At 30.4% G+C, this 26,846-nt stretch carries 25 protein-coding genes and 1 pseudogene; 17 read left to right on the forward strand and 9 right to left on the reverse strand.

Translation table 11 applies throughout. From position 1 onward, the window contains the following. The 15 genes and pseudogenes from E4J94_RS08380 to E4J94_RS08440 all read left to right on the forward strand — a co-directional run bounded on the left by E4J94_RS08380 (position 1) and on the right by E4J94_RS08440 (position 7,290). Complete coding sequence (locus E4J94_RS08380; RefSeq protein WP_135835370.1) at positions 1-285, forward strand: hypothetical protein; 285 nt, start codon at positions 1-3, stop codon at positions 283-285. Further along, positions 270-845 carry a hypothetical protein gene (locus E4J94_RS08385; RefSeq protein ID WP_135835371.1) on the forward strand — a complete coding sequence of 192 codons (576 nt, stop codon included), beginning with the start codon at positions 270-272 and terminating at the stop codon, positions 843-845. The genes E4J94_RS08380 and E4J94_RS08385 overlap by 16 nt, the downstream gene beginning before the upstream one ends. Then, complete coding sequence (locus E4J94_RS08390) at positions 826-1,092, forward strand: hypothetical protein (protein ID WP_135835372.1); 267 nt, start codon at positions 826-828, stop codon at positions 1,090-1,092. Before E4J94_RS08385 ends, E4J94_RS08390 begins: the two co-directional genes overlap by 20 nt. Positions 1,093-1,110: 18 nt before the next feature. Further along, positions 1,111-2,715: a polymorphic toxin type 15 domain-containing protein gene (locus E4J94_RS08395; protein WP_135835373.1), complete on the forward strand. Its 1,605-nt coding sequence runs from the start codon at positions 1,111-1,113 to the stop codon at positions 2,713-2,715. A gap of 19 nt (positions 2,716-2,734) precedes the next feature. Next, positions 2,735-3,343, forward strand: coding sequence for a GAD-like domain-containing protein (locus E4J94_RS08400; protein ID WP_135835374.1), 609 nt, complete (start codon positions 2,735-2,737; stop codon positions 3,341-3,343). 72 nt (positions 3,344-3,415) lie between these two features. After that, positions 3,416-3,631, forward strand: coding sequence for a polymorphic toxin type 15 domain-containing protein (locus tag E4J94_RS08405; RefSeq protein WP_135835375.1), 216 nt, complete (start codon positions 3,416-3,418; stop codon positions 3,629-3,631). Between the two features lie 10 nt (positions 3,632-3,641). Then, positions 3,642-3,767 (forward strand): hypothetical protein, encoded by a 126-nt coding sequence (locus tag E4J94_RS17905; RefSeq protein WP_262710471.1) that lies wholly within the window; start codon positions 3,642-3,644, stop codon positions 3,765-3,767. 153 nt (positions 3,768-3,920) lie between these two features. Then, positions 3,921-4,262, forward strand: a complete 342-nt coding sequence (locus tag E4J94_RS17825) for a T6SS immunity protein Tdi1 domain-containing protein (RefSeq protein ID WP_246034284.1) — start codon at positions 3,921-3,923, stop codon at positions 4,260-4,262. A 127-nt stretch (positions 4,263-4,389) separates the two neighbouring features. Next, positions 4,390-5,094, forward strand: a complete 705-nt coding sequence (locus E4J94_RS08415) for a PoNe immunity protein domain-containing protein (RefSeq protein WP_135835376.1) — start codon at positions 4,390-4,392, stop codon at positions 5,092-5,094. A 5-nt stretch (positions 5,095-5,099) separates the two neighbouring features. Beyond that, a complete protein-coding gene (locus E4J94_RS08420; protein ID WP_135835377.1) occupies positions 5,100-5,567 on the forward strand; it encodes a DUF6630 family protein in 468 nt (155 codons plus the stop codon). A 2-nt stretch (positions 5,568-5,569) separates the two neighbouring features. Further along, positions 5,570-5,734 carry a GAD-like domain-containing protein gene (locus tag E4J94_RS17830; protein WP_246034285.1) on the forward strand — a complete coding sequence of 55 codons (165 nt, stop codon included), beginning with the start codon at positions 5,570-5,572 and terminating at the stop codon, positions 5,732-5,734. Between the two features lie 44 nt (positions 5,735-5,778). Beyond that, a pseudogene (locus E4J94_RS17835) lies at positions 5,779-5,874 on the forward strand (glutamyl-tRNA amidotransferase); the annotation flags it as partial. Positions 5,875-6,133: 259 nt separating this feature from the next. After that, positions 6,134-6,400: a Tox-REase-5 domain-containing protein gene (locus E4J94_RS08430; protein WP_135835378.1), complete on the forward strand. Its 267-nt coding sequence runs from the start codon at positions 6,134-6,136 to the stop codon at positions 6,398-6,400. Between the two features lie 106 nt (positions 6,401-6,506). Next, complete coding sequence (locus E4J94_RS08435; RefSeq protein WP_135835379.1) at positions 6,507-7,046, forward strand: hypothetical protein; 540 nt, start codon at positions 6,507-6,509, stop codon at positions 7,044-7,046. Further along, positions 7,018-7,290 carry a hypothetical protein gene (locus E4J94_RS08440; RefSeq protein ID WP_135835380.1) on the forward strand — a complete coding sequence of 91 codons (273 nt, stop codon included), beginning with the start codon at positions 7,018-7,020 and terminating at the stop codon, positions 7,288-7,290. The genes E4J94_RS08435 and E4J94_RS08440 overlap by 29 nt, the downstream gene beginning before the upstream one ends. Before the next feature lie 197 nt (positions 7,291-7,487). Here the strand turns inward: E4J94_RS08440 and E4J94_RS08445 are convergent, their stop codons facing one another. From E4J94_RS08445 to E4J94_RS08470, 6 genes are all read right to left on the reverse strand, one after another. Next, positions 7,488-10,052 carry a hypothetical protein gene (locus E4J94_RS08445; protein WP_135835381.1) on the reverse strand — a complete coding sequence of 855 codons (2,565 nt, stop codon included), beginning with the start codon at positions 10,050-10,052 and terminating at the stop codon, positions 7,488-7,490. Then, positions 10,049-11,041, reverse strand: a complete 993-nt coding sequence (locus tag E4J94_RS08450; RefSeq protein ID WP_135835382.1) for a hypothetical protein — start codon at positions 11,039-11,041, stop codon at positions 10,049-10,051. The genes E4J94_RS08445 and E4J94_RS08450 overlap by 4 nt, the downstream gene beginning before the upstream one ends. An 83-nt stretch (positions 11,042-11,124) precedes the next feature. Beyond that, positions 11,125-13,764: a DEAD/DEAH box helicase family protein gene (locus E4J94_RS08455; RefSeq protein ID WP_135835383.1), complete on the reverse strand. Its 2,640-nt coding sequence runs from the start codon at positions 13,762-13,764 to the stop codon at positions 11,125-11,127. A gap of 340 nt (positions 13,765-14,104) precedes the next feature. Then, positions 14,105-14,494, reverse strand: a complete 390-nt coding sequence (locus tag E4J94_RS08460) for an HU family DNA-binding protein (protein ID WP_135835384.1) — start codon at positions 14,492-14,494, stop codon at positions 14,105-14,107. 542 nt (positions 14,495-15,036) lie between these two features. Further along, positions 15,037-16,287, reverse strand: a complete 1,251-nt coding sequence (locus tag E4J94_RS08465; protein ID WP_246034286.1) for a type IX secretion system plug protein — start codon at positions 16,285-16,287, stop codon at positions 15,037-15,039. A gap of 89 nt (positions 16,288-16,376) precedes the next feature. After that, the gene (locus E4J94_RS08470; protein ID WP_246034287.1) at positions 16,377-18,791 is read right to left on the reverse strand and encodes an alpha-ketoacid dehydrogenase subunit alpha/beta; all 2,415 of its coding nucleotides are present in this window, start codon (positions 18,789-18,791) and stop codon (positions 16,377-16,379) included. Between the two features lie 122 nt (positions 18,792-18,913). Here E4J94_RS08470 and E4J94_RS08475 point away from each other — a divergent pair, with 122 nt between their 5' ends. After that, complete coding sequence (locus tag E4J94_RS08475; protein WP_135835387.1) at positions 18,914-21,655, forward strand: M16 family metallopeptidase; 2,742 nt, start codon at positions 18,914-18,916, stop codon at positions 21,653-21,655. A gap of 214 nt (positions 21,656-21,869) precedes the next feature. After that, positions 21,870-22,886 carry a hypothetical protein gene (locus E4J94_RS08480; RefSeq protein ID WP_135835388.1) on the forward strand — a complete coding sequence of 339 codons (1,017 nt, stop codon included), beginning with the start codon at positions 21,870-21,872 and terminating at the stop codon, positions 22,884-22,886. Between the two features lie 65 nt (positions 22,887-22,951). Here the strand turns inward: E4J94_RS08480 and E4J94_RS08485 are convergent, their stop codons facing one another. From E4J94_RS08485 to E4J94_RS08495, 3 genes are all read right to left on the reverse strand, one after another. Next, a complete protein-coding gene (locus E4J94_RS08485) occupies positions 22,952-24,553 on the reverse strand; it encodes a class I SAM-dependent methyltransferase (RefSeq protein WP_135835389.1) in 1,602 nt (533 codons plus the stop codon). A 127-nt stretch (positions 24,554-24,680) separates the two neighbouring features. Next, the gene (locus tag E4J94_RS08490) at positions 24,681-25,292 is read right to left on the reverse strand and encodes a PepSY-like domain-containing protein (RefSeq protein ID WP_135835390.1); all 612 of its coding nucleotides are present in this window, start codon (positions 25,290-25,292) and stop codon (positions 24,681-24,683) included. A gap of 60 nt (positions 25,293-25,352) precedes the next feature. After that, positions 25,353-26,759 (reverse strand): alpha-amylase family glycosyl hydrolase, encoded by a 1,407-nt coding sequence (locus tag E4J94_RS08495; RefSeq protein ID WP_135835391.1) that lies wholly within the window; start codon positions 26,757-26,759, stop codon positions 25,353-25,355. Between the last annotated feature and the right edge of the window lie 87 nt (positions 26,760-26,846).

The following is a 26,846-nucleotide window of genomic DNA, read 5'->3' on the forward strand; positions in this document are numbered from 1 at the left end:
ATGAATTTATTAGAAAACGAAGGGGAATATCGTCATTATACTTTTTTAAGAGAAGAACGTTACCAGTTTCAAGGATTAAGAAATGAAAATTATGTTGAAGCTGAGTTAAAAGTAACACTTTTAAAAATGAAGGAGGATCACCCAATTTTCAGAGTAGAAATGCCTTTATACAAGCAATCTAATTCAGAAGGTACTTATCAATGGATAGGAGATTTACACGAGTTGAGAGAACGCATTGCATTATCTGTACACTTAATGAAAATGGGCAATTGGGTGAAATTCTAAATTTAGAAGAAATTCAAGAAAAATGGATAGAAATAAAACCCAAAGTTATTAAAGTGCATAAAGACGAAAAATACAAAGCCATTTTTATAAAAGGTATAGATGAATTGTTACAAAACGGAGAACAATTAGCACATGCTTTACGTTACGCCATGCCATATCAATTGTTATTTCCTGGTATACATACCAAAGATTTTAAGAAAAATGAAGCTGTAAAAGGTTACAGAGAAATACCCAACTTTATAGCAACTAAAAATATTCCAGTTACTACAAATGAATCGATTAAAGATTTAGAAAATGGACGCTATCAAATTGATGTAAAGGGAGTAATTGATGAAAATAAGTTTGAACAAGATAAAGTAACCAATATGATTCGTATACTGAAAAACAGACCACGTGTACCAACACTTGTAGAATTAAATTATATCGAGCGTTATCTTTTAGAAGAATGGCCGTGGTCTGAACAAAGTATGTGTATGAGTTTAGTTCAAATACCTGGAACATTGTACCGAGAAGAAAAAAATATTTTAAAAGCTATTCCACATGACCTTTCAATTAATTGATTTAGTTTTTCAGAGTGATCGTTATTATCTGCTTTTTAACGATTTGGATGCAATTAAAATTGCGGAGTCCAATCAAACATGGCAAATAATAGCAGATGATATTTTTGTACAAGAAATTAATGACTGCAAACTGTCTGAAATTTTAAAAGTAACTGATAAGGTGATTCTAGAATCGAAAACTAATTTAAGTCAACTCGAAAATCATTTCAGAAAAAAAAGAAAAATTGTTTTAACTGATCAATCTTAACCACCAAAAACTACTACTATGCCTAAAAAATATGTACCAGAAGGCGTTTACCTCGCCTGTAATAAAGGAACAAGTCCTTGTACATTAAGAGTAAGTAATAACCAACGGACAACGATTTACAATGTTCCAATGGCTTCTGAGTTAGACTTTATACCATTTTTTAATATCAAACCAATGGGTTTTTGTACATGTCCAGCAAAAATTGCATCCACAGGTGCTACATGTATACCAGGAGTTGTTACACCATGGCAAAACCCAAAAGATGGAGTAAAAATAAATGGAAGTCGTTTAATCTTAGAAGATTCCCACAACAATTGTATATTTGGAGGAGAGATTAAAATTTTCTTTGATAGACCTTCTGCTGTTGGCTTTGGTGTAGGCGAAGGAAAAATGCCTTCTGAATATATAAAAGAAGGATTTGATTGGCTGGAAGAGAAAACAGAAGAGAATAGAAAAAAAAGAGATGATTTTTTACCAGATTGGATGAAACCCGTAACAGGGGTTAAAGATTGGTTTGAAGATCTAGGAACTGGATTGGTAGAAGGAGCTGTAAATGGAGTTGTAGGTTTAGGCGAAACTATTTACCAAGTTGCTCAAGATCCAGTAGGAACTACAGAAGCTCTCGGTGGTATGATAAGTGATGGTGCATCTGCAGCTTGGAATGGAGCAAAAACTGCTACTGAATGGGCAAGTAAAGGTGAGAATTGGGAAAATGCTGCTAATGGAGCTTGGGATTGGGCAAGTGATGGAGAAAACTGGAAAAAAGCAGGTGAAGCAGCTGTAGAAGGAACTAAAGATGCCGCAGATTGGGTAACTAAAAATCCTCGAAAAATAGGAAATACAGTTGGCGAATTTATTCCTGATGCTGTTGCAGCAGTTTATTCTGGAGGAGCTTCTACTGCTCTATCTGCAGGAAAAGTTGCTGTAAAAGAGGTTGCCGAAGTTGCTGTAGAAAAAGCTGTAAAAGAAACGATAGAAGAAGGAGTTGAAAAAGCAGGTAAAGAAGCCTTGGAAGCTGGTGTAAAAAAAGCTGGAAAAGAGTTAATAGAATCTTTAGTTGATGACGCAGCTGATATTGCGAGGGTGGTAACAAGGAATACTAGTAAACCGAATCCTCCTTTTAAAATTAGTAGTAAACATGCGGGCGATGTAAACTTAGAAGCGGAATTTAAGCGACAATTGAAAGATCAACAAGACGCAATAAATAATATGAAAGCTAAAGATTGGCTTCAAAATAGAAATGATTTTGCTAATAGAAATAAAAAAGATTATTCTAAAAAAGCTAAAGAGGCAAGGGATAATTACAGACAACAAGAATTAGCTAAAAGAACAAATGAATTTATGAATCCTCCTCATAATAAATCTCTTTCAGAAGCAAAAGAAGCTGCTAAAAAATCTATGGACGGGCAAGCAGCATTACATAATCCAGATGGTGTAGCTGGAGGTAAGGTTGATCAGATAACAGGAATGGGAGATGGTAGAGTGAATTCATCAATTGGAAGTCAATGGGATAAAGGAAGAGCAAAATCAATTGAGGATCAATTAAAAAAAGAATATGGGATTCCTCCTAAAAAGATTAGTGATATTCCTGATGATGAAATGATGAACGTTGATTTATTTTAAAAATTAAAATTTATATAAAATGTCTAATAAAACCTTTGAAGAAAGAAACTTAAATAGTTATACAAAATATAGCGATGTTTCATTAGAAATAATAAATAAGTATAAAAATGTTTTACCAGAATACTTAATAAAAATATGGGAAACAATGGGGTTTGGAATCTATGAAGATGGATTTCTTCAGTTAGTAAATCCAGAAGAATATGAGTTTGTATTTGACTATATTGATAAACTTTTAGAACCTTCTATTGTATTTGGAGTGACAGCACTTGGAGATATATTACTATGGGAAGGTAATGAAAATTGGACAATTTCGCCAGATGAAGGCGATAGAGTAAAACAAATTGATGTAAGAAAATGTAAAAGTCGTGTAATAGGTGAAATAGATTTTGTTTTAAATAGACTTTTAGGAGATGAGTATGGTATTGTTGACAAAGATTTTTTTGATTCTAAACCTTTTATAGATATTCAAAATAAATTACCTCAACTAGAATATGGTCAATGTTATGGTTATGTACCCGCATTATCTTTAGGTGGTAAAGCATCAAATAAAAATCTACAAATAGTAGATACAAAAGCATATATAGAAATAATTGGACAGTCTGTAGGAAAGATTATTGATTTGGAATAGATATTCAACCGCCAATTGGCGGTTTTTTTATTTAAAATTTAAAGGTTAACTGCAAAAAAAGCTGGAAAAGAATTGATAGAATCTTTAGCTGATGACGCTGGTGATATTGCTAAAGTAGTTCGTATGGGAGATGGTAAAGTAAACTCATCATTAGGTAGTCAATGGAAAAATTCTAAAATATCAGATAATGTGGAGAAACAATTAAAACAACAATTAAAAGAAAGAGGAATAAAAATTCCGCCTAATAGTAATATACCTGACGATTTAATGATGAATGTTAAACTATAAAATAAAACAAATGAAATACATAGAGTTATTTTTTGAAAGAAATAAAGATTATATAAAAAGTTCTGATGTTCCTAAAGAATTAATCGAAAAATACACAAATTTATTACCAGAGCCAATTTTAGAAATATGGAGATGAAATGGTTTTGGAATTTATGAACATGGTTTTGTTCAATTTGTAAATCCTGATGAATATAGTTTTGTTTTTGACTATATAGACACAATTAATGATCCAGTAATTGTTATAGCTGTTACTGCTCTTGGTGATTTAATTACATAGGAGGGTAATGGATTGGGAGGACAAGGTAATCATATCAATGTTGTTTTTGTTAACGATTGTGATGATGTTGTTGTTGGAGGGACTGATCCAGATTTTTGGTTAGGAATGGATTTTAATATAAATGTTGACGAAAATCATGAAGATTATGAATATAATGTAAAAGAATACAAATCTAAAAATTATCAAAAGATTAAGTCAGTTTTACCTCCACTAGAGTTTGGACAGTGTTACGGATACATTCCTATACCTGCATTAGGAGGAAAAAAATCATATAAGAATCTACAAATAGTAGATACTAAATCCTATATAAATCTTATTGGACAATCGGTAGGAAAGATTATTAACTTAGAATAGATATTCAACCGCCAATTGGCGGTTTTTTTTATTTAAAAGATTTAAAAGTTAACTACAAAAAAACTGAAAAATATGGATATGTAATTAGAGGTAAAAAAGGAAATTGGCCTTAATAAATAATATAATAATGAGAACAAATATTAAAGATATTGAATATTTCAAAAACTACATTGAATTAAACAAAGATGATATTAAATTCTATGTAGAAGGTTTAGAAGATGGAACTACTCCAAAAGATAGAATTTGGGCAGTTAAAAGACAAATTTTTACAACAAGTTTACATACTGTTATTGCAATGTATTCAAGTGGATGTTTAATTGATGAAATACAAAATGAATTTAACAATACTATTAAACATCTGGCAGGTGACTGGGAAAATTCAAATTCAAATATTTCTTTAGATGATTACATACTAATGCTTTGGATGTTATCTTTAGCAATATTACTAGATATTGATGACGAAAATTTCGAAAGAATAGTGAAAGTCTTAGACACTAATAAGCAGGAAGATTATATTTTTGATATCTTGATAGCACATAAATTTAAAAGTAGAAAAATTAATCAAAATGAACTCTACCCGAAAGCTTTTGAATTTTTAAAGGAATTATTTGCGACTAAAGATATTCAAAGTTTAAAAGAATACTTGGATAAAAATTGGTACAAAAAATTCACTTCTACATATTGGTATGATAATGACAAAAACAAAAATGAAATCTTTTTCGGTTATTGGAGTTTTGAAAGTGGTGCATTAGTGAAAATTTTAGGTTTAGATGATTCTATTTTGAAAGACCAACAATATTATCCTTATGATTTAGTACATTTTAAAAATTAATTTTTATGGAAAAATATATTGAAATTATCAATATGGTAGTTACCCGATATAGTGAAAGAGAATCATTAATAAAACAATTAGAAAAAATTAAAGAAAATCCTACTCTCTATTTAGAAAATAATGATAGATGTATTGACTTATCTCATGACTTTCTGTGGCTTGCATTAGTAGATTTATTAATTTCCTATGGTTATGCTTTTGAGATTGATTGGAAAGAAAATTATGATACAACAAAATATGGAGTTACAGAATTATTATTGAATTGGAGCGTAAATTTCGATTTTCAAGATGATTCAGATTTGTATGAGTTGGAAGCTGAAGAATTTTTTCCTCGAATAAATACTCTAATCAAAGGAACGAGCTGCCAAATTTTTAATTTTGATATCGATAGCGATAGTTATGTCACAACAATGACGAATAATACTAATGAAAAAAAACTACTGGATTTAGATAATCAAATTTCTAAATATTAAAAATGTCTAATAAAACCTTTGAAGAAAGAAACTTAAATAGTTATATAAAATATAGCGATGTTTCATTAGAAATAATGAATAAGTATAAAAATGTTTTACCAGAATACTTAATAAAAATATGGGAAACAATGGGGTTTGGAATCTATGAAATAAATTACCTCAACTAGAATATGGTCAATGTTACGGTTATGTACCTGCATTATCTTTAGGAGGTAAAGCATCAAATAAAAATCTACAAGTTGTAGATACAAAAGCGTATATAGAAATAATTGGACAATCGGTAGGAAAAATTATTGATTTGGAATAGATATTCAACCGCCACAATTGGCGGTTTTTTTATTTAAGATTTAAAAGTTAACTGCAAAAAAAAGCTGCAAAAGAATTAATAGAATCTTTGGCTGATGACGCAGCTGATATTACGAAGGTGTAACTAAAGATGCTGCAGAGGAACTAGCGGAAAAAGAGGCGAAAGAACTTGCTGAGAAATTAGCGAAAGAATTTCCAGATAAAAAACCATCTTACAAAATTGGAGAAAGCGATGGAGGTCCAGAGACATGGGAAAATAGATATTCACAAAAAAAGGTGCAGAATATCAGAAAAAAACAACAGGAGCACCTGATGATACAGAGTATGTTGTAAAGACCAAGAAAATGAAAAGTGGCGAAAAGAAATTTGATGGTTATGACCCAAATACTAACACATTACAAGATTCAAAAGATTGGGATAAATGGCCACCTAAAGGAGATAGTGACTGGGCTAAACGTAGAAGACAACAAATGTTAGATTCAGCTAAAAACATGCTGATATTGCAAAAGAAACAGGCTCTAAATTAAAATGGCATGTTCCAACACAAGCTAAAGCAGATGAATTAATAGATTTATTTGATGATGCTAATATTGATATTAATATAAAAGTTGTACCAAAATAAAATTTACTATAATGGATAAAGTAAAAATAATTAGTCGCCTAAAATCTCAAGAAATGACTGCTAAAGAATTTATAAATTACTGTAGAAATATTTTAATTAGTATAAAAGAAATACTTCCTAAAGAGACTACAATAGCTTCTTGGGATGATGAAAGTAATAAACTATATTCTTTTCAGAATAGTTTATCAGATTTTAATGAGCATAATTTAGATAAAATATTAATTTTTAATAAAAAAGAAGATGTATTCAAAAATTTTGATTCAAATGATAAAGAATTGAGAATTGATTCACGAAGTTGGATTGGTTTTAGTACATTAATATATTTCAAATCAAATCCAAAAAATGAAGAAAGCGAGATTTCTATAAGCATTGTTCAAGGAGCTTTTGAAAAAAATCAAACTGCATTAATTAATATTGAATTTTCTGATACTTTTTTAAATATGGCTACAAAAGAGGTATTTATTAACTTATTAAAAGTTATAGAACAAACAAATGATCTGTTATATGCTGTAGTTATTTCTAATGAATTTAGAAGGAAAAAGGAAAGTTAAAATTAGTGGACAAAATTTATGGATTGGATATATAACTTATTTTAAAGATAAAATAAAGAAAGAAAGTCTTCCAAATACCTTAAATGTATCTGAGCTTGTTCATGGTACAGTTATATGCCTAGATGAAAAAATGAACCTTACTCAAGAAAATATTAATAAGGCATTAGAGATAAGAGATGTTTTAGGTATTGATGTTTTAGGTATTGATGTTTTAGGTATTGATGTTTTAAATTATCATACATAATTATAAGATTATTTAGGATATTCTATTCAAAAATAGAAATAACAAGTCGTATATCAAATATAAAAGCAATGACTGCTAAGGAATATATTTCCATTTGTAAAAAAATATTGTTAGAACTAAAAAATATTGTTAGAACTAAAAAATATTCTTACGAAATTTAATCATAAAACGCTCCTAAAATTAGAAGCGTTTTATGATTAAAAGTTATTTGTGTAATAATCAAAATATTTACAATTTGATTTGATTTCTTGATATGTTTTCGTATCCGAGTATTGTTTCAAACTCTTGAAATTCGAACGATAATTTGCAACTTTAAAAGCTAAAATTTTATCTTCGTTGTCATATTGATTCTCATACAAACGTTTCAGAACAGGATCTTTCGCATTATAAAAACGACCTTGTTCATTCTTTGATAAAGCAAATAATAATTGCGCTTTCATTTCTTTATCATTTGTTGAATCGAAGGCTTTTTTCAAATAATTTTCCGATGGTGAAAAATTATCAACATAATTTCCACCCCAACCAAAACTTTTGTAGAAGAAGTTACTTGTTGCCTCATATTCATCCCCGTAGTTATTAAATTTCGGTCCATTATCATTATTTCTATCAAATGTTAGCAAATAACGATAATATCCTAGAGTTGTCGTATTGTAATAAAAATTACCCAACAAATAATTCGCTTTTGCTCCTTCCTCGTTTTTCTTTTTTGCTAACTTATTCAATTCAATCATTGCATTTGTCAATTCTAATTTTGACATATTTGGTTTGATGAATTTAAAGTCATTCAAATAAGGAGTAGCGATTACTTGATCTTCATCACAATTAAAACATTCTATTTTATTGTATCCAAAAATCTTATTCGTAATGTTATGATAACCATCAAACTGATTCTCTATCCAAGTTTTCGTTTCTTTACTTGTAGAATAATCATAATCGTAAATAAAATAAGCACTTTCAGAAGTATGAAATTTTTGATCAATCTTTTCAAATTCTTTCTTTGCCAAATCAAATTTCATTTCGCCTAAATACAATGTTCCTTTAAAATCTGCTAAATAATCAGATAATTTAAACTGAATTTCTTTTGATTTTTCAGTTCTCCAATCCCATGAACTCGATTTTACTTTAGCATTGATTAAGTATTTTTCGAAAGCAGTTTTATTCGATTTCTTATCCAATTTATCCAAATCGTTGATAATTGCCCAATTCGGATTAGATCCTAATTGTGTGATTTCGTTATGAATCAAAAATGCTTTTCCTTTATCTCCTTGCAAATAAAAACGATTCGCTAAAACATCTAAAATCACATTTTTTAAGTTTATTTTTTGATCAACATCATCTGAATATTCATAAACACCTTCTGCCAATTGTGGATACTCATAATTAAGTATTGAAGCATATTTCTGCATCAATTGATTCTCGAAACTATCTGTAATTTTCTTTTGTTCAAAGATTTCTAATAAAATTTCAATCACCTTTTTCTGTTGTTCAAATTCTTTCGAAATCGAATTTACTTTGGTTAAATACGTTTTTGTTTCAGCAAAATTTTTATTCAACAAATTCAAATAAGCAACTGATAAATTCCAATATTCTTTGTCGTCAGCTTTTGTCGCTTGCGACTTTGCCAACGTAATTAACTCGTTAATCTGAATTTCATCTTTCGAATTTTCATCAGAACTTCCGTAATAATAATTATTAGCTTTTACAGGTAAATATAAATCAGTATATTTTTTTCGTTCTTGAGTCGAACTCCAATAATAATCTTCAGGGTTTTGTTGCAAATATTCGCGCTCAATTAAATTAATAGAACGAGCAAATAATATTCTCGCTTGTGGTGCATTCACATCATTTGCAATAATTTTTCTTGCAGGCGCTAACGGATTTGAAAAATCATTATACCCAATCAATAAATACAAATCATTTTTTTCTTGAGTTGTTTTTGCATTCGCCAAAAGCTTCTCGTAATTCAAATCTTCTGTCACGCGCATCGATTGATAAGCACTTAATTTACGATCATTTGAATGAGAGAAAACTTCAAAAAAATCATAATTAGCTTGAATATAATTCCCTAATGCACGCTCTGCTCCTCCTTTTTGGTCTAAAGCATAATAGTACATCGAATTTTTAAGTCCTTGTGATGCAACATACATATTAAAATAGTTAATTGCATCTTTATATTCATGGAAATAATGTGCAAAACGAACCAACTGATAACCATAACGAACTTTTAATTCTTTATCAGTTTCTGCATTCCAACTTTTCTTTAGAACCTCAAGAACTTTCTTATAATTTAGATTATTAACATTCTTTTCGGGACGATCTACATAGGACCATTCTCCATTATCGATATAATAAAAGGCCATATAAGGTTCCAAATATTTAGCATACGATAGATAAAGCAAGTTTTGTTTATGTTTTTTCACCCAATCCGTTGTCGCAAAATTATAATTAATATTTGTAGATTTTCCATTCTTAATCATCAAATCAACATCTTGTTTCGAAGCTTTAAATACTAACTCATAAGCTTGTTGATAATTAATTCCTAACGTTTTTTGCCAATCCAAAATATTCTCATTCTTTTGATTCATATCCATCGAATAATATGGATTATCCAAAGTCATCAAAAATGGTTGATATTGTGGTGCTTCGCTTAATGTTTGCGAAAAAAGGTTATAGTAATAATAATCTTCTCCTCCTCCATCAGCACAAGCAAATGCTTTGGTTAAACCAAAAGTTAAACATAAAGTAAGTACTATTTTTTTCATAATTGTGTTGGTATTGTTTTCAAAAATTTTGAGTCTAAATGATAATAAATTAATCGATAACTATATGGTAACTTCGTATCGAGAAAAGATTTTGTTTCAACTAGTAATTCTGGTGAAACTGTTTCTACTTTAATGGTAAAACCTTTACTCACATAAAAGTTTCGAACAAAAAAATCATCTTCTACTTCATAAAAATCATTTCTAATTTTCTTTACAGGTTTCCCTATCAAATCTTGCTCCGAAAAAGAATTAATTAATTTTATTCTTCCTATATGATTAGTCAAAATCGCCCATGAATAAATTGGCAAAGCAACATCTAATTTTATTGGATAGTCGTTTAAATTCTTCAAATAATCTTTCGCTATTTTCAAATCTAAAATCGAATTGTTTTCAGATTGATCAGTTGGATTTTCGGTTGCATAGCACATTAAAACCATTTTATCCAACGGCGGAACACCTTCTTGTTCTTTAAATTTCACTTGATGCAAGCGCAAAGTTGCTGAAAGTTTTTTGCCCGAAATATGTTTTAATTCTGACAAAAACATAAAGTAATTCTCGCGCGTAGATTTCGTCCAATCACAATCTATCTGAATTTCATTGAAGTTATTTAAAGTTCCTCTTTCAGCCGTTTCACTCAAAAAATTATACACATCTTTTGCTAAAACTTTCACTTGATCTTTAGATGTATTCAGAAAAGTTTGATTGGTAATAAAAACCGTCGGAATATAATTGACATTGAGCTTTGTTGCATCAAAATTCTGAATAATTCCAACCGGAGAAATTTTATTTATTTTCTTATCCACATCAAAAAAACGAACGTAAACATTTTCTACTTTTAGTGAATCAACTACTTTCTTTTCGACATCGTTTACAGAATAATTACTTCGCCAATAATAAAAGTCTATTGGCGATTTTTTTGTTTTGGAAGTACATCCAAAACAAAAAAGTAACAGTATAAAAGGAATTATTATTTTGAATAAAAATTTCATATCCAAATTTAGCTAGAAATCCATTGAATACAATAGATAAATCTAGTGAGATTTCTTAGTATTAAACAATACTAAAAAAATCGTTATTTCCACTTTTTGATATGTTCAATTGGCTGTTTCAATTGAAAACTTAATGACTTTATTTTTGCTTTTATTAACTTTTTTCGCCCATAATAACTTCTTGTATAATGCAATTCTGCTTCACCTACAATTTGTAGCCATTGTTCATGAAAATATTCTGCCTTTTTCTTATGTTGGCCTATAATTTCGGGCACAGAATGATAATCTCTTTGTTTGAAAAGCTTCATCAATTCGCTTTTTCGTTCGATAAAATAACGAGGGTTGTCAATTGGATTTAAGATATTTTCTAATGAATCTAAAAAAATCGCCTTATCATAAGTTGTTGCCGATAATAAACTGCACGAAATATTTCCCGATTTATCTACAGTTGTCAATATATTTGATTCTCGCAATTCAGCAGACAATAAATTAAAATGTTGCAATGTCTTGAATAACGCAACAGCTATTTTATCAAAATCTTTGGTAATATCTCGGTATTGAAGATAAAGCTTGATGTTCTTGTAAAAATTAACACTGAAGTAAACAATTCCGACAGTTGAAAGAAAAAACAATGTAGAGAAAAAACTTCTTTTTGACATCGAAAATAAAAGTGTTCGAATACTTTCTTCGAAAAAGAAAACAATAAAAGAGGTTAATGAAAGAAGCAAACTTGTTGTTACATTTTTTATCGACTTCGAATAATACAAATGTTTCGAGAAATCATATTCTTTTTCTCCATCATAAAAATATTTCAATTCATTATCAATTTTAGTTCCTTCAGCAATAGAATTTGTCCAAGAATCTCTAATCTGAATATCATTTTTACTCCATTCTATTGTTTGTTGATTATAGTTTTCAATTGACTGAATGGTTAATTCATCTGGAAGATTTAAACGGGAAATACCATTCGAAATAATATTTTCTTTTTGTGAAATTCCAACAAAAGCCTCAAATCGTTGTTTTATTTTGTCCAAATCTGCTCCTCCATTCTGAGTCTGCAAATCTAAAGTAACCAAGTGCCAAACATTACTTACTTTATTTGGTTCATCTGAATTTACTCGAATCGCACGACCGCGCATTTGATTCGACGTTACAAAAGAACCCACATTACTTGCTAAAACCAAACTATTAATACTCGGCGCATCCCAACCTTCGCCAAGATAAGCACGAGTTCCGACAATTATTTTGATAAAACCTTCGTTGAATAACTTTGTTAAAACAGCCAACAAATTTCCTCTTGAATTATCTTGCGCTACAACTTCAAAGAAATTATCATCAAACATCACCGTTTTAAACTGAATAGTTTCTGCCTTGTCTTTGAACTGATAAATTATTTTTGAAAGAATTGTTTTCGAAACTACTACCATCGAACCTGTAATAATCGCAAGATGTGGAGTTATTTCCGAAGTTAGATTTCGAAGTTTTTCGAAAATTGGAAAAACACCAAGCTTTATTTTACTTGGCTCATTCTGTAAATTATCCGAATAAAATTCTTTTCGAATATAATCGGTCAAAATCACCATATGTAACTTATCGCCCAAATGCTGAAACTCTGATATTACAATATTAGCAATACTATCAATTTTTTTTACGCTATTTATCAACGAGTTTTTAATCTTTTGATTATAATGTAAAGTAACTTTTTTCTGATCAATAGCTCCGATACGTTTTAGGTGTATCAAAAATGGTTTCAAGAATTTTTCGTGCTCTAAATAAAATTTTTCGTCTTTAAACAATAAATAATTAAACATACATTCTGCCCAATAATAATTGAAAGGCGGGAAATCTATCGTTTCGTTTTCTAATAAATCTAAATGCTGAAAATCTAATGGTGTATCAAATAACTTCAGATAAATTACAAAAGAAGCATACATATCAAAGTCTGCATAAATTTCATCGAAACAACTTGCTGGCGTTTTAATAAAATCTAACTTCAATATAAAATCATACAAAGCTGTATTTTGTTTAACTTCTTGAAAAAAAACTTCTACTTCTTCGAGGTTTTTAGAAATGATTTCATTCTCGAAATTTGTTGGAAATGAACACAACAATAAATCTTGATGCGGACACAAATCTTTTTGTTTTACCAATTCAGGGACAGAAATCTCACAGTCTATTGGACCACAAAAAGTGAGGTAACGATTCCATTCTTCTTTGGCAACATCAAAAGGTGGTGTTGCTGTTAGTGCAACAACTTTTGGCAATAATTCATTTTTGATTTTATTGAGACTTTTCCACCATTCATTTTTTAGATGATGTGCTTCGTCTACAATCAAGGTTTTGACATTATTTTCTTTTAATAATTGAAGCAAAGATTGTTCATCTTTCACCATCGAAGCATGTAATCCTTGATAAGTTGAAATGGTAAGAAATTTTGGTTGATGAATATCCATCGAAATCCAATCTACGTCTTGATTATTCAAAAAAAGCTCAACAAATCTATCTTTCCATTGATTACGAATTGATGAAGTTGGAGCTAAAATAAGAGTAGATTTATTAATTCTAAGCATCACTTCCAATCCTAAAACCGTTTTTCCAGAACCAGGAGGCGCCACAACATTAAGGTGTTCATCTTCTAAATGAGTTTCTAATTCAGATAAAACACGCTGTTGATAATCGCGCCAAGAATACTTAAATTTTATAGATTGGGTTGTAAAGTTCATTGTTTCAAAAGTATAAAACTTTTATTTCGAAAACGCATAAACTTTCTTTTTTCATGTAACCTCATCAGGTGGTTTATACCATTATTCTTTGAGGAAATTTTGTTATTAATATCTTTTGAGAAGTATGTTTCTTTTTTTATAATGGTTGTCATTTACATAAAATGTTCTTCTCTTTTTTATGTAACAAATAGCTTTGTTTTTGACGGACTATAGTCGGAGTATCATTGCAAGGGCATCGGCGAGTTGACCGATAGGCATCGGTGAGTTGGCGGAAGCGCTTCCGATGATTAACCGATGCGCTTCCGTTAAGTGTTCGATGCGCATCGGTGTAAAAGTTAATTTATTTGTTGTATTTCTCGTACTTTACTGTACGTAACATATCTCGCAAATCTGCTCCTGGACGAAAGTTAATTTTGTTACTTTTGATAAGGCTCGAAGATACTTTGTCTGCAGTTACTGCTCCTTCACTAGATATTGAAATTTGGAAGTTACCGAAGTCTCCTAATTTCACTATTTTACCTTGCGATAAATGACGGTTTAGTACCTTGATAAGATCATTAAGTACTGCTAACACATCTGTATCGGATACGGTTGTAGAACCTCCCGATATTTCTTTTGCTAAACTTTTGAGATTAACATCTCCGTCTGCTTTGGCACTGGCATAAAATTTTGCTGGAGCTGTAGGATCGTTAGGATTCTTACGCTCTACCACATTGTACTTTACTGGCATAATTCTGTTTTTTTTTAAGATTAATACTATTTGATTCTACTTTATTGTAAATCATTTCATTACAAAAATTTTGAGTAAAACTAAAGTACGGTTATTCTATAATCAAAACAAACTAAAACACTCATTTAAAGGTATTTAAAATGAGAACATATAATTATAGCATTTTTTATTTTACCATCACATCTGATGATGTCTCTTCAAAATGAATATAAAAAAGATGATAAATCGTTTTTCATAGGATAAATTAGATAGAAAAGCGGGAATACCGCTTTTATTTGTTATATAATTTTATAGGGTTTGTAACAAGACTTTTTAGTTTTACAAAGATTGGTTGTCCTATATATACTAATTAATAAGCCTAATAAGGAAAAACACAAAATCAAAAATTGAAATAAAAATATCGTTAGAAAACTTCCTTGAATAGCTTTGAAAGGCTTGGTGTTATTAAAGTATATCGTAACTTCTTCATAATTATCTGGAGTACTAGAACTGTCGTCAGAAATTAACTTATGGTAGTAGGTAAGTAAGTTATAGTTATAAATTTATCTCCTCGAATTTCCTGACCCGTATCCCATTAGAACATCATATCGTTGTCCCCAAGGACGATAATAAAATAAAGCTTGGTATTGGTTTTCCGTCTGCCAAAAACTTCCGCTCACATAACTTGGATCAATTTTACCTGTTTTGGTATTTTTAACGACATATTGATAATTGTAATATCCTTGTTTTAAGAATAATTCAGTTACCCAAAGTCCAGAATCATCTTTTTCTAATTTCGAGTTTTCATCAACAGTCCAATTATTAAATGCACCAACAACGTAAGGAGTATATAAACCATTCTGATCTTCGAATGCATCTAATGCAAAATAAACCCATGAATAATCTGCTTCTGAATTTGCTGCATATTCGTTTCCATAACGATTGTTTCTAATATAAAAATTTCCATCGATATCTGGATAATCATCATAAGGTAAATTATATTTCGGAATATCTACACGTAGAACTGTATGGTAAACACTGTCTTTTCTAAACGTTTTTTCTGTTGTTAAACTAGGAACTTCTAAATTCTTGTTATCAAACCAATTATATTCAGCCCCACCTTCAAACAAAACATTCATATCATTATATGTTAACTGATTTGGTCTAGAAAAAGATGGTCGATTAACAAAATAACCTTCATTCCAATTATTATTTTTCATCAAAAATAATTTTGCACCATCTGGAACTTCAGTTAAATTTTGTGTTCCACTCGAAACTTGAACTTGTAAACGTTGGTTCAATTCTTTTATTGTTGGATTATTGTAACGAGAAACCATCACTCCAACATCCGTTATTGGTTGATAAACGGCAAATCGTTTGGTAAAAATAGGATTTGAATCATTCTCTAAATAAACTTTCAACACATAATTACCAGGTAACTTCACATTCATTTGTTCATTCGGAAACTGAATTTGATAATTGGTATATTTTTGATAGGTATTGAACGAATTCTTATATGTTCGCGCATAATCAGAGTTAACACCATTTAAAAATTCAGACTGAAAAATATTCGAATCTGACCAATCAGCATTTCTGTGTTCAATAGAGTATTGATAGCGTTTATAACCTGCACTAATGTCATCAAAAAGAAAAAACAAACTTTCGCTAGAACCTAGCTTGATAATAGGCGTATTATCGTTTGTTTGTGGATTAAAAACTTGAATTGTTTTGATATTTTTCGGAGGTTTTATATCCTGGAATTGTCCAAAAAGAATTGAAGTCAATAGACAAAGTATAATCGAATAGAATTTCATTTTTATTACTATTTTGATTTATAAAAATACAAAAAAAGCGTAAGTCTTTGTGTAAAGACATACGCTTATATAACTCTAAAATTTATTTTTTAGTACAAAGCAGGAAACTTGTTTGGTTTCGCTTCGCGTATTAATTCGTAAATTTGTTCTGTAATATCATCAACAGAAGGTTTTGAGAAGTAATCTCCATCAGTTGCATAGGCAGGACGGTGAGCTTTCGCTGTAATCGTCAATGGTGCGCTATCTAATGTAAAATATCCACCTTGTTTCTCGATAATTTCTTGTAGTAAGAAAGCACTTGCTCCTCCTGGAACATCTTCGTCTACAATAACTAAACGATTCGTTTTGTTTAAACTTTTCGCAACATCTGCATTGATATCGAAAGGCAATAAAGATTGTGCATCAATTACTTCAACAGAAATACCTAATTGCTCCAATTCTTTCGCTGCATCCATCACAATTCTCCAAGTAGAACCGTAAGTTAGCAACGTTACATCTTTTCCTTCTTTTGTAATTTCTACTTCACCAATTGGCGTTGTAAATTCACCGATATTAATTGGCGCAGGCTCTTTCAAACGATAACCATTCAAACTTTCTACAACAATCGCTGGCTCATCTGCTTGCATCAATGTATTGTAAAAACCTGCGGCTTTTGTTAAATCACGCGGAACTAAAACATTCACGCCACGAACCAAATTCAAGATTCCTCCCATTGGTGAACCTGAATGCCAAACACCTTCTAAACGGTGCCCACGCGTTCTGATAATCACAGGTGCTTTCTGACCTCCGTTCGAACGATAAAGCACAGTTGCCAAATCATCTGAAATTCCTTGTAAACAATAAAGAATATAATCTAAATATTGAATCTCTGCAATTGGACGTAAACCACGCATCGCTAAACCAATTCCTTGGCCAAGAATTGTTGCTTCGCGAATACCTGTATCCGAAATACGATCGATTCCATATTTTGCTTGAAGACCTTCTAAACCTTGGTTTACATCACCAATATTTCCCGCATCTTCACCAAAAACTAATGCTTTTGGATATTTCTCGAAAATTTTATCAAAGTTATCACGAACAATTACACGACCATCTTCTAACGCTGGATTTTCTCCAAACTCAGGTTTTACTTGTGCAACTTGAGTTGCCGTTCCTGAAACTAATTTAGTCGAATATATTTCTTCTTCGTGTTTCATTTTAACATCTAACCAAGAAATTAATTCCGTTTTTGAAGATAAATTTTCTGAACGAGTTAAACGAATAACTTTACGAACAGCTCCATAAACATCGCGCTTGAAAGGACTTTTCTTTGATTTTAGATTACTAATTTCAATATTGATAAAAGCTCCGTTTGCACTTTCTGAAGCAACTTTCGTTAATAATTCTAATGCTTCATTTTTCAATTCTAAAATTGGATTCAAATAATCGTCCCAACATTGTTTTTGAGAAGCTTTTACTTCAGCTTTTACTTCAGCTTCCAATTGATCCAACTCTTCCACAGAAATAATTGCTTCTGAATGATCTGCAAATGCTAAAATATATTCACGGAATTTTGTGATTCCGTCAAATTCTTTTTCCCAAGTCAAACGTTCTTCTGACTTATAACGTTCATGCGAACCAGAAGTTGAATGACCTTGTGGTTGCGTACATTCTTGCACATGTACAATACACGGAATGTGATGCTCACGCGCAAATCTTTCTGCACGTGTATAAGCTTCAATCAAAGCAGGATAATCCCACGCTTTTACGGTAATAATTTCGTAACCTCTTTCTTCTTCCGTTCTTCCGAAACCTGATAACAATTCAGAAAGATTCGATTTTGTACGTTGAAATTTAGCTGGAACAGAAATTCCGTAACCATCGTCCCAAATAGAAACAACCATTGGCACTTGTAAAACTCCACCTGCATTTATAGTTTCCCAAAAATGTCCTTCAGAAGTACTTGCATCTCCAATTGTCCCGAAAGCAATTTCATTTCCGTTTACAGAAAATTGTTGATCTTCGTCTGATTGAGGAACATTTCTAAAATATTTTGAAGCTTGTGCTAAACCTAACAAACGTGGCATTTGACCAGCTGTTGGCGAAATATCAGCACTCGAATTTTTTTGTTCTGTTAATTTTTTCCAAGAACCGTCTTCATTTAAAGAACGTGTCCCGAAGTGAGATGTCATTTGACGACCTCCAGATGAAGGTTCTTTCTCTAGATCTGTTAAAGCGTATAATTGTGCAAAAAATTGTTCAACTGTTAATTGACCAATTGCGAACATAAATGTTTGATCGCGATAGTATCCAGAACGGAAATCCCCATTTTTGAATACTTTTGCCATTGCAATTTGTGGCAATTCTTTTCCATCGCCAAAAATTCCAAACTTAGCTTTCCCTGTAAGTACCTCTCTTCTCCCTAAAAGACTTACTTCGCGAGACATAAAAGCCGTTTTATAATCATTAATGATTTGACTCTTAAACTCTTCGAAAGTAATTTTATTTACCTCTTTTGTTTCCATTTCTTTTGTTTGTTGCATCACAAATTTAACAAAAGATTTGTAACTTACACCATACAATTTGCGTCTATATAATGAATTAGATAAGAATTGTAAAAAATAAAAACTAGTATAAAATTAAACACATGAAAAAAACTTTACTGAGTTTATGCCTTGTTTTTACACTTGGCTCTACAACTTATGTTGTCGCTCAAACAAAAAATCAAACAGCAACATTTGTTACGCAAGTGGAAGGAATTAAAGAATATAAATTATCTAATGGTTTACAAGTTTTATTAATTCCTGATCAATCTCAAAGTAACATGGTTGTGAACATTGTTTACAATGTTGGATCAAAACATGAAGGGTATGGAGAAAAAGGAATGGCGCATTTATTAGAGCACATGTTATTCAAATCAACCAAAAATCTTGGGGATATCAAAAAAATGCTATCTGATAAAGGAGGTTCTGCAAATGGTACAACTTATTATGATCGTACAAATTACTATGAAGTTTTTCCTTCTTCTGATGATAATTTACGCTGGAGTTTAGAGATGGAAGCTGATCGTATGATTAATGCTACAATCAAACAAGAAGATTTAGATAAAGAATTTTCTGTGGTTCGAAATGAATTTGAAATTGGAGAAAATGATCCATCGAGTGTTTTAATGGAAAGGGTTATTTCTGCCGGATATTTATGGCATAATTATGGAAAATCTACAATTGGTTCTAAAGAAGATATTGAACGAGTAAAAACTCCGCAACTACGTAAATTTTACGAAAAATATTATCAGCCAGATAATGCAACTTTAATTGTTGCTGGAAAATTTGATGAGAAGAAAGCAATAGAATATGTTAATCAATATTTTGGTTCTATTCCAAAACCTACACGTGTTTTAGATGAAATATTAACTGTTGAACCTGCTCAAGATGGGGAAAAATTTGTCGAAGTAAAACGTGCTGGAGATTCTCAATCTGTAGGTGTAATGTATCACGTTGCTGCATATAGCGATAAAGATTATGCAGCAATTGATGTTTTAAACAACATTCTAACTTCTGATCCTTCTGGCTATTTATATAAATCTTTAGTTGACACTCACAAAATCGCATCTATATGGGCTTATAGTCCAGAAGTTAGAGATGCAAGCTTCTTTTACATCGGAACTGAAATTCCGAAAGAAAAAAATATTGAACAAACAAAAAATGATATTCGTGCTGAATTAGATAAAGTTGCATCAATAAATTACACTGATCAAGATGTACAACGTGCAAAAGCAACTATTATAAAAAATATTGAAAATCAAAAAAATAATACAATTAACTATGCAGTTAATTTGACTGAAATTGTAGGTGCTGGTGATTATCGTTTAGGTTTCTTATATAGAGATAACATAGAAAAAGTAACTAAAGAAGATATTAAACGAGTTGCTGAAAAATATTTTAGAGCTAACAATAGAACCGTTGGGACTTTTATTCCTACAAAAGATGAAATTCGTGTAAAACCAAACGAATTAACAAATAAACAAATTACCGAATTAGTTTCGAATTATAAAGGTCGTGCAGTTGAGAAAGAAGCAAAACCTTTTGAAGCTTCTATTAAAAATCTAAAAGCACACTATGCTGAAGGAAAAGTAAGCAATGGTCTAAAATACGGAATCATCGATAAAGAAATAAAAGGCGAAAAAGTAATTCTTTCATTTAATTTGCCTGTTTCGAATGAAAAAGATTTAGCAAATAAAGGAATGATTAGCGAATTAACAGCTCAATTATTAACTGCAGGCACAAAAAACCTAACAAAAGAACAAATCAAAGATCAATTGGATCTTTTAAAATCTTCTGTTGGATTTAGATTTAGTGGACAAACATTGAATGTTACAATTAATACGTACAAAAATTCATTAGACAAAACAATGGATATTGTTCGCCAAATCATTACTGAATCTACTTTCCCAGAAGCAGAATTGAAAAAAGCGGTAACAGAATATGTAACTTATTTAGATGCAAACACAAACGATCCACAAGCATTAGCCTTCAACGAAATTAGTCGTTTAACATCTAATTATCCTAAATCTTCTATTTTCTACACAGCTTCTTTTGACGAATTAAAAGATGAATTAAAAAAAGTAAAACAAACTGACTTAGTTGACTTTTATAAAAATATCTTAGGTGCACAAAATGGAGTGGTTTCAGTTGTAGGAATAAATGATAAAGCAAAAGTTGAAAAACTATTAAATGATACGTTTGGTAAATGGAATAGTAAATCGAAATACGAAAAAGCTTATCCAACATTTACTGCTACTAAAAAAGAAGATAAACTTTATAACATTCCAGATAAAGAAAACGCAGCAGCTGTAGGATCTATCAATTTCAAAATGAATAGAGAGAGTGCTGATTACGCAGCAATGGTAATGGCAAACGAAATGATTGGAAGTGGAGGATTTTTATCTGCTCGTATTCCAATGCGATTAAGAGAAAAAGAAGGAATCAGCTACGGCGCAGGTTCGTATGTTTCGATTCCAAGTGATCCTAAAAATGATGTAGCTTCTTGGGGATATTATGCTTTCTTAAATCCAACAAAGCGTGAAGCTGTAGAAAAAGCATTGAAAGAAGAAATTACAAAAGCTCTAAAAGAAGGATTTACAGCAGAAGAATTAAAGACAAACATTGTAAGCTGGAAAAACGGTCGCACAACTTCGTTGGGAACAGATGGTACTTTATTAGGATTATCGAATGGTTATTTATTAAATGGAATTAATTTTGAAGAATTTGATAATTTAGAGAAAAAAGTAGATGCACTTAATGTTAACCAAGTAAATGAAGTCTTTAAAAAGTATATATCGTTAGATAAATTAACATCTGTATATACAGGAACTTTTGATAAAAAGTAACTTTATTTAAATATTTATAGATAAAAAAGCTTCAGATTTAACTGAAGCTTTTTTTATTTTTTTAGGTAAGCTATTGTATTATTATTCATTTTCTGTCTAAAATATAAAATTTTATGTTAAAAAACTCTTCTTTTAACATAATTAAAAGTTTTTGGCATTATAATTTCTTAACATTAACAACATAAAAAAACAATTAACCTTAAATAATTATTATATGCAAGGATTAGAAGAAAACAATCAGCCAACAAACAAAGGAAGAAATGGCTTAGTATTACCTTTAGCTCTAGTAGGAATTTTATTAGCAGGTAGTGTTGGGTATAATATATATCAAGCAAATCAAATAGGAAATTTAGAAAAGAATGAATCTTTAAATTCTCAGATCCTTAAAAATGAAACTGGTCAAAAGGAACAAATCCGTAGACAATATGATTCTATTTTAAACGATTATACACAATATAAAGCGCGTATAGAAGATCGAAATAATTTATTAGGAGATAAGGAGAATATGATTCAATTAAAGAATCAAGATATTCAAGAAATCTTAGATAAAGATAATCCTACAGCAGAAGAAATGAATCGTGCTCGTAAAATGATTAACGATTTAGAAGGAAGTGTAAAAAACTACAAATCAGAAGTTTCTCGTCTACAAAAAGAAAATGCAATTCTTGTACGTAGCGTTGACGAATTAAATAATAAAAATTCTGCTTTAACAACAGACAACAATAACTTAAGAGAAAACAATAAAGAATTAACATACAACTACGAGACTGAAAAAAGTGTTCGTCAAAAAGACAATGCAATTTCGAAAGGTAAAATCAACGAACTAAGTTCTACTTTATCTGTTTCGAACCAACAAATCAAAGGAATTCGTGTAAGAAACAGTGGCAAAGAAGTTGAAAAAACACGTGCAAAACGCATTGATAAAATTCGTGTTTCTTTTGATGTAGATCGTAATTCGAGAACAGAATCCGGAGATAAAAAATTATATGTTGCTATCTATAATCCTGATGGAACATTAGGAAGATATGGAAATGCGCAAGGTGGACAAATTGAATTAAGATCTGGAGATACGGTAAATTTCTCTGATGCAATTAACTTTAATTACACAAACGGACAAACAAAAAACATAACATTTGATTGGGAAAATGAAGAATTCCAAAAAGGAGTTTATACGTTCAATGTCTATGAAAACGGATTTAAGATTAGTCAAGCAAAAATAACTCTAAACTAATTATTGATAAGACTAACCAAAAAAGCTCAGCAATTGCTGAGCTTTTTTGATTTTATATATTAAAATTATCGTTTCAAAAGGTTGATACTAACAGTTGCCAATTCGTTGTTCGGATATTTCTTGAACAAAGTTTTATCTGGAAGCAAACCTGTTTCTTCACAAATTCGATGAAAGACATCTACTTCAACAATATATTGATCCGAGAATCCATGTGTCGCATCATAAGCAGTAGCAGCTGTATTGCCTAAATTTTTAGCAGTTAAATCTGGAGAAATGGTATGTAATTCGATTAGCAATAGACCAAATTTATCTACATAAGGTGCCCATTTTTTGAGATGATTTAATAAATTTTGTTCCACATCATTGTTTGATAATCGTTTTCCTCTAAACGCAAAAGCTCCTGTAGAAGTACTAATTCGATTTGTTTTGACTTCTTCAACATCTTCCCAAATTCGGTTATGGTCTAAAAATGTTCTGATATTTAATAAATCACTCAATTCTATTGAATAATCATCTTTCAAATCTATCGCCAAACGATCTGGATCGCCAATATCACCCCAAATGACTTTTGCCCAAATATCATTTTTGATTAAATTAGCACGTGTTACTTTTAACGCTGCTTGATTATAATCTGCTCCAACCAAAAAAAGTGGATATTCGTCGAGATGTTTTCCGCGTAAAGTTTCGCGTTCTATCACATCATATAAATGTTGCAAAAGTGCACCATTACCACATCCCATATCCAAAATTCCTTTCGGTTGTTCTTCTATTGGACGATTAAAAATATTGACAATAAAATCATCTATAACTTTGAAATAAGTTGAATGAGCTCCTCCACTACCCCAAACATTCATTTCTCTATTAACATGTTGCTCATCTTCACCTTCAGAAATTTCACGCAACTTTGTTGGTGAACCAAAAAGCAAATCATTCAACTTCGCAAACATTGGCAAATAAGAAACTGTTACACCGTAAGAAGTTGCTCTTCGTGCAAAGAACAATCCTATTTCTGTGAATTTATAGTTTTTTTCGTGTTTCGTAAACCAACCTAATTCGGTTAATCGTTCCAAAATTCTCTCGAAAGTTTGTGGATTTTTGTGAAATTCATCTGGATTAAAAGAGGCTTCCATAAAATATTTATGAAACAAACCGCTCATTCCCATTCGAACAATAATAGGCCCGACCAAAACACCTTCAATATGTTTTGTGATTTGATAATGCAAAGGTTTTTCAAGAAACTCTTCGTCATCAGCAGTCATCAAATAGGTTTTGTATTTATCAAATAATTTAATCCATTTTTTACAAAATTCATCTGAAAAATCATGCTGATTTATTACTTCATCTTCTGCCAAAAAAACAGCTAAATCGTGGTAAATATCAATATTTGTAAAAGCTCTATCTGAATATTTATTGGTTTGAATTTCAACGCAATTCTTCTCATTATTTACTAAATATTCTAACATATTTTGAGAAGCTAAAACACGCAGAGCAACATTCAGATAACCTTCATTCGCTTGAAATTCTTCTGTTATTTGATCTAACAACATTGCCTTATGCTCTACAACATAATGCAAAATACCTTTACTAGCTAAAGCATTTAATATCGGAGCTGTTACCAAACCATCGAGATGTCTAAAAATTAACGATCTCAAATATTTTTTATCCATTTTGGTTGATTTTTTCTACTATAAATATATTGAAAATTGCTAAAAACTGATGTGAAGATTATTGTAAAATTTAAAAAAAATAGAAATAAAAAAACCTCATCGGCTGACAAGGTTTCTCTCCGTTTTATTAATCAATTTTGATAAAATTACCATTCAGGTCAAATTTCAAATCGACTTTATTTTGTAATAATTCAACTTTTATTTCTTTATCTTTTGAATCCATTTCAATTGATTTTGCATCAATTTTAGGATATTTTGATTGAAGATATTTTTGAATACCATCTGGAAAAAATTTAATCGGAATCGCTTTTCCTAATCCATTCTTCACTTCTGTCCAATCGCCATTATCTGTAAACTCTATTTTTGTCCCGTCTTTTAACTGAATATTGTACGTTGTAATATTTCGATCAACTTCTTTTATAGCATTCACAAATTCCATATTTCCAAAATTTTTCGATACAAAATTCTGTGCATTAACAGGTAAATTATTTGCTGAAATTATGGTTTCATTCGGATCTAACGCCACCTTTTTCTCTTGCCCATTGTCTAGTAAAACCATGTACGAATTTGTAGAAGCAGATGATTCTAGATTATTTGCAATATCACTTTCCGAAACTACTGGCTGTTCTACAACTTCTGACTTATTTGTTAAAACTTCTGTATTTTCTGTTTTTTTTGATTCGCATGAAGATAAAACTAAACTTAAAATAGCAGCTGTTGATAAAATTATTTTTCTCATGATTTTGATTTTAAATGTTTATCAACAAGCATTATACCACAAAAAAAGCTGATTAAAAATTTAACCAGCTTTTAAGAATTTATTTTTCTTTTGAACTAAAATTAGATATTCCCAAGGTTTTAATTTCAAAGTTGTCATCGCATCAAATGTAATATCTTCATTATTCATGAAATTTTTATAAACTCCATTAATTGGGACTGTAACTTCTTTATTTTCTTTTGTGAAATTTGCGATAAAATAAGCTTCAGTAGTATTTTTCTTACGTCTGAAAGCTAAAATAGATTTATCATCAGATGTTTTTAATCGTTCATAAGATGCTGCTTTTTTTGCTCCATTGAAGGCTTCATTTGTAATTTTAAGTTCTCCTAACTTTTCGTAAACACCTCGCATTTTGGCATTTGGATTACGATCAATAGAATCTTTGCCATAAAATTTTAAACGACGATTAAAATCTTCTTCTTGTCCATTATAAATTAATGGAATCCCAGGCAAAGTATAGGTTAAAACTGCAAATATCTCAACCGCATCACCCATTCTTTCGTATTCTGTTCCTTTCCAAGAATTTTCGTCATGATTAGATGTAAATAATAATTTATAATCATCAGCTTGCCATTTTTTCGGAATTGAATCCATATAATCATCTATCGCAGAAACATTTTTATATCCTTTTGCTATATCAGTCATGATATGATATAATTTCCATCCATAAGCAGCATCGAAAGCATTATTTGCTAATAATTCTGGTTTTTCTGTTTCACCTAACATAAAGATTTCGCGGCCATTTGCCAATTGAAGTTTTACTTCTTTCCAAAAATCTATCTGAGTTTCGTTAACCATATCACAACGGAAACCATCAACTTTGAAATCATCTAACCAATATTTCATATCAGCAATCATCTGTTTACGCATTTCTTCATTATCAAAATTTAACATTACAGTATCTGCCCAATTTTTAGAAGAATGAATTTTCCCTTCCTTGTTCTGCTCATACCAATCGGGATGTTGTTTTACCCAAGAATGATCCCAAGCAGTACGATTTGCAACCCAATCTAAAATAACATACATTCCATTTTTATGTGCTTCATCCACTAATTTCTTGAAATCTTCAGCATTTCCAAATTCAGGATTGATTCCTCTATAATCTTTGATTGAATAATATGACCCTAATCCTTCCTTTCTCTTTTCTTCTCCAATTGGATAAATCGGCATTATCCAAAGGATTTTAACTCCTAATTTCTTAATATTTGAAATTTCTTTAGTAACCGCAGTAAAAGTTCCTTCTGGAGAAAACTGACGAACATTTACTTCATATATAACAGACGTTTCTGCCATATCAGCTGTAAAAGGAACAATACCTTGCTCTTTCATTTCTGATTTTACTTCATCTGATTTTGTTTCTTTCTTGTTTTTACAACTTGTCAAGAACAATATTGTCATCAAGGTTAAACCAATTATTTTCTTTATCATTTTTCTATTACTTATAAATAATTGTTTTCAATAATGATTCCATTTCTTTACTGTGCTAAATCTTATTTTAATTCATTTCTTCTCAAA

The sequence above is a fragment of the Empedobacter tilapiae genome, from assembly GCF_004785645.1.
Taxonomy (GTDB): Bacteria; Bacteroidota; Bacteroidia; order Flavobacteriales; family Weeksellaceae; genus Empedobacter; species Empedobacter tilapiae.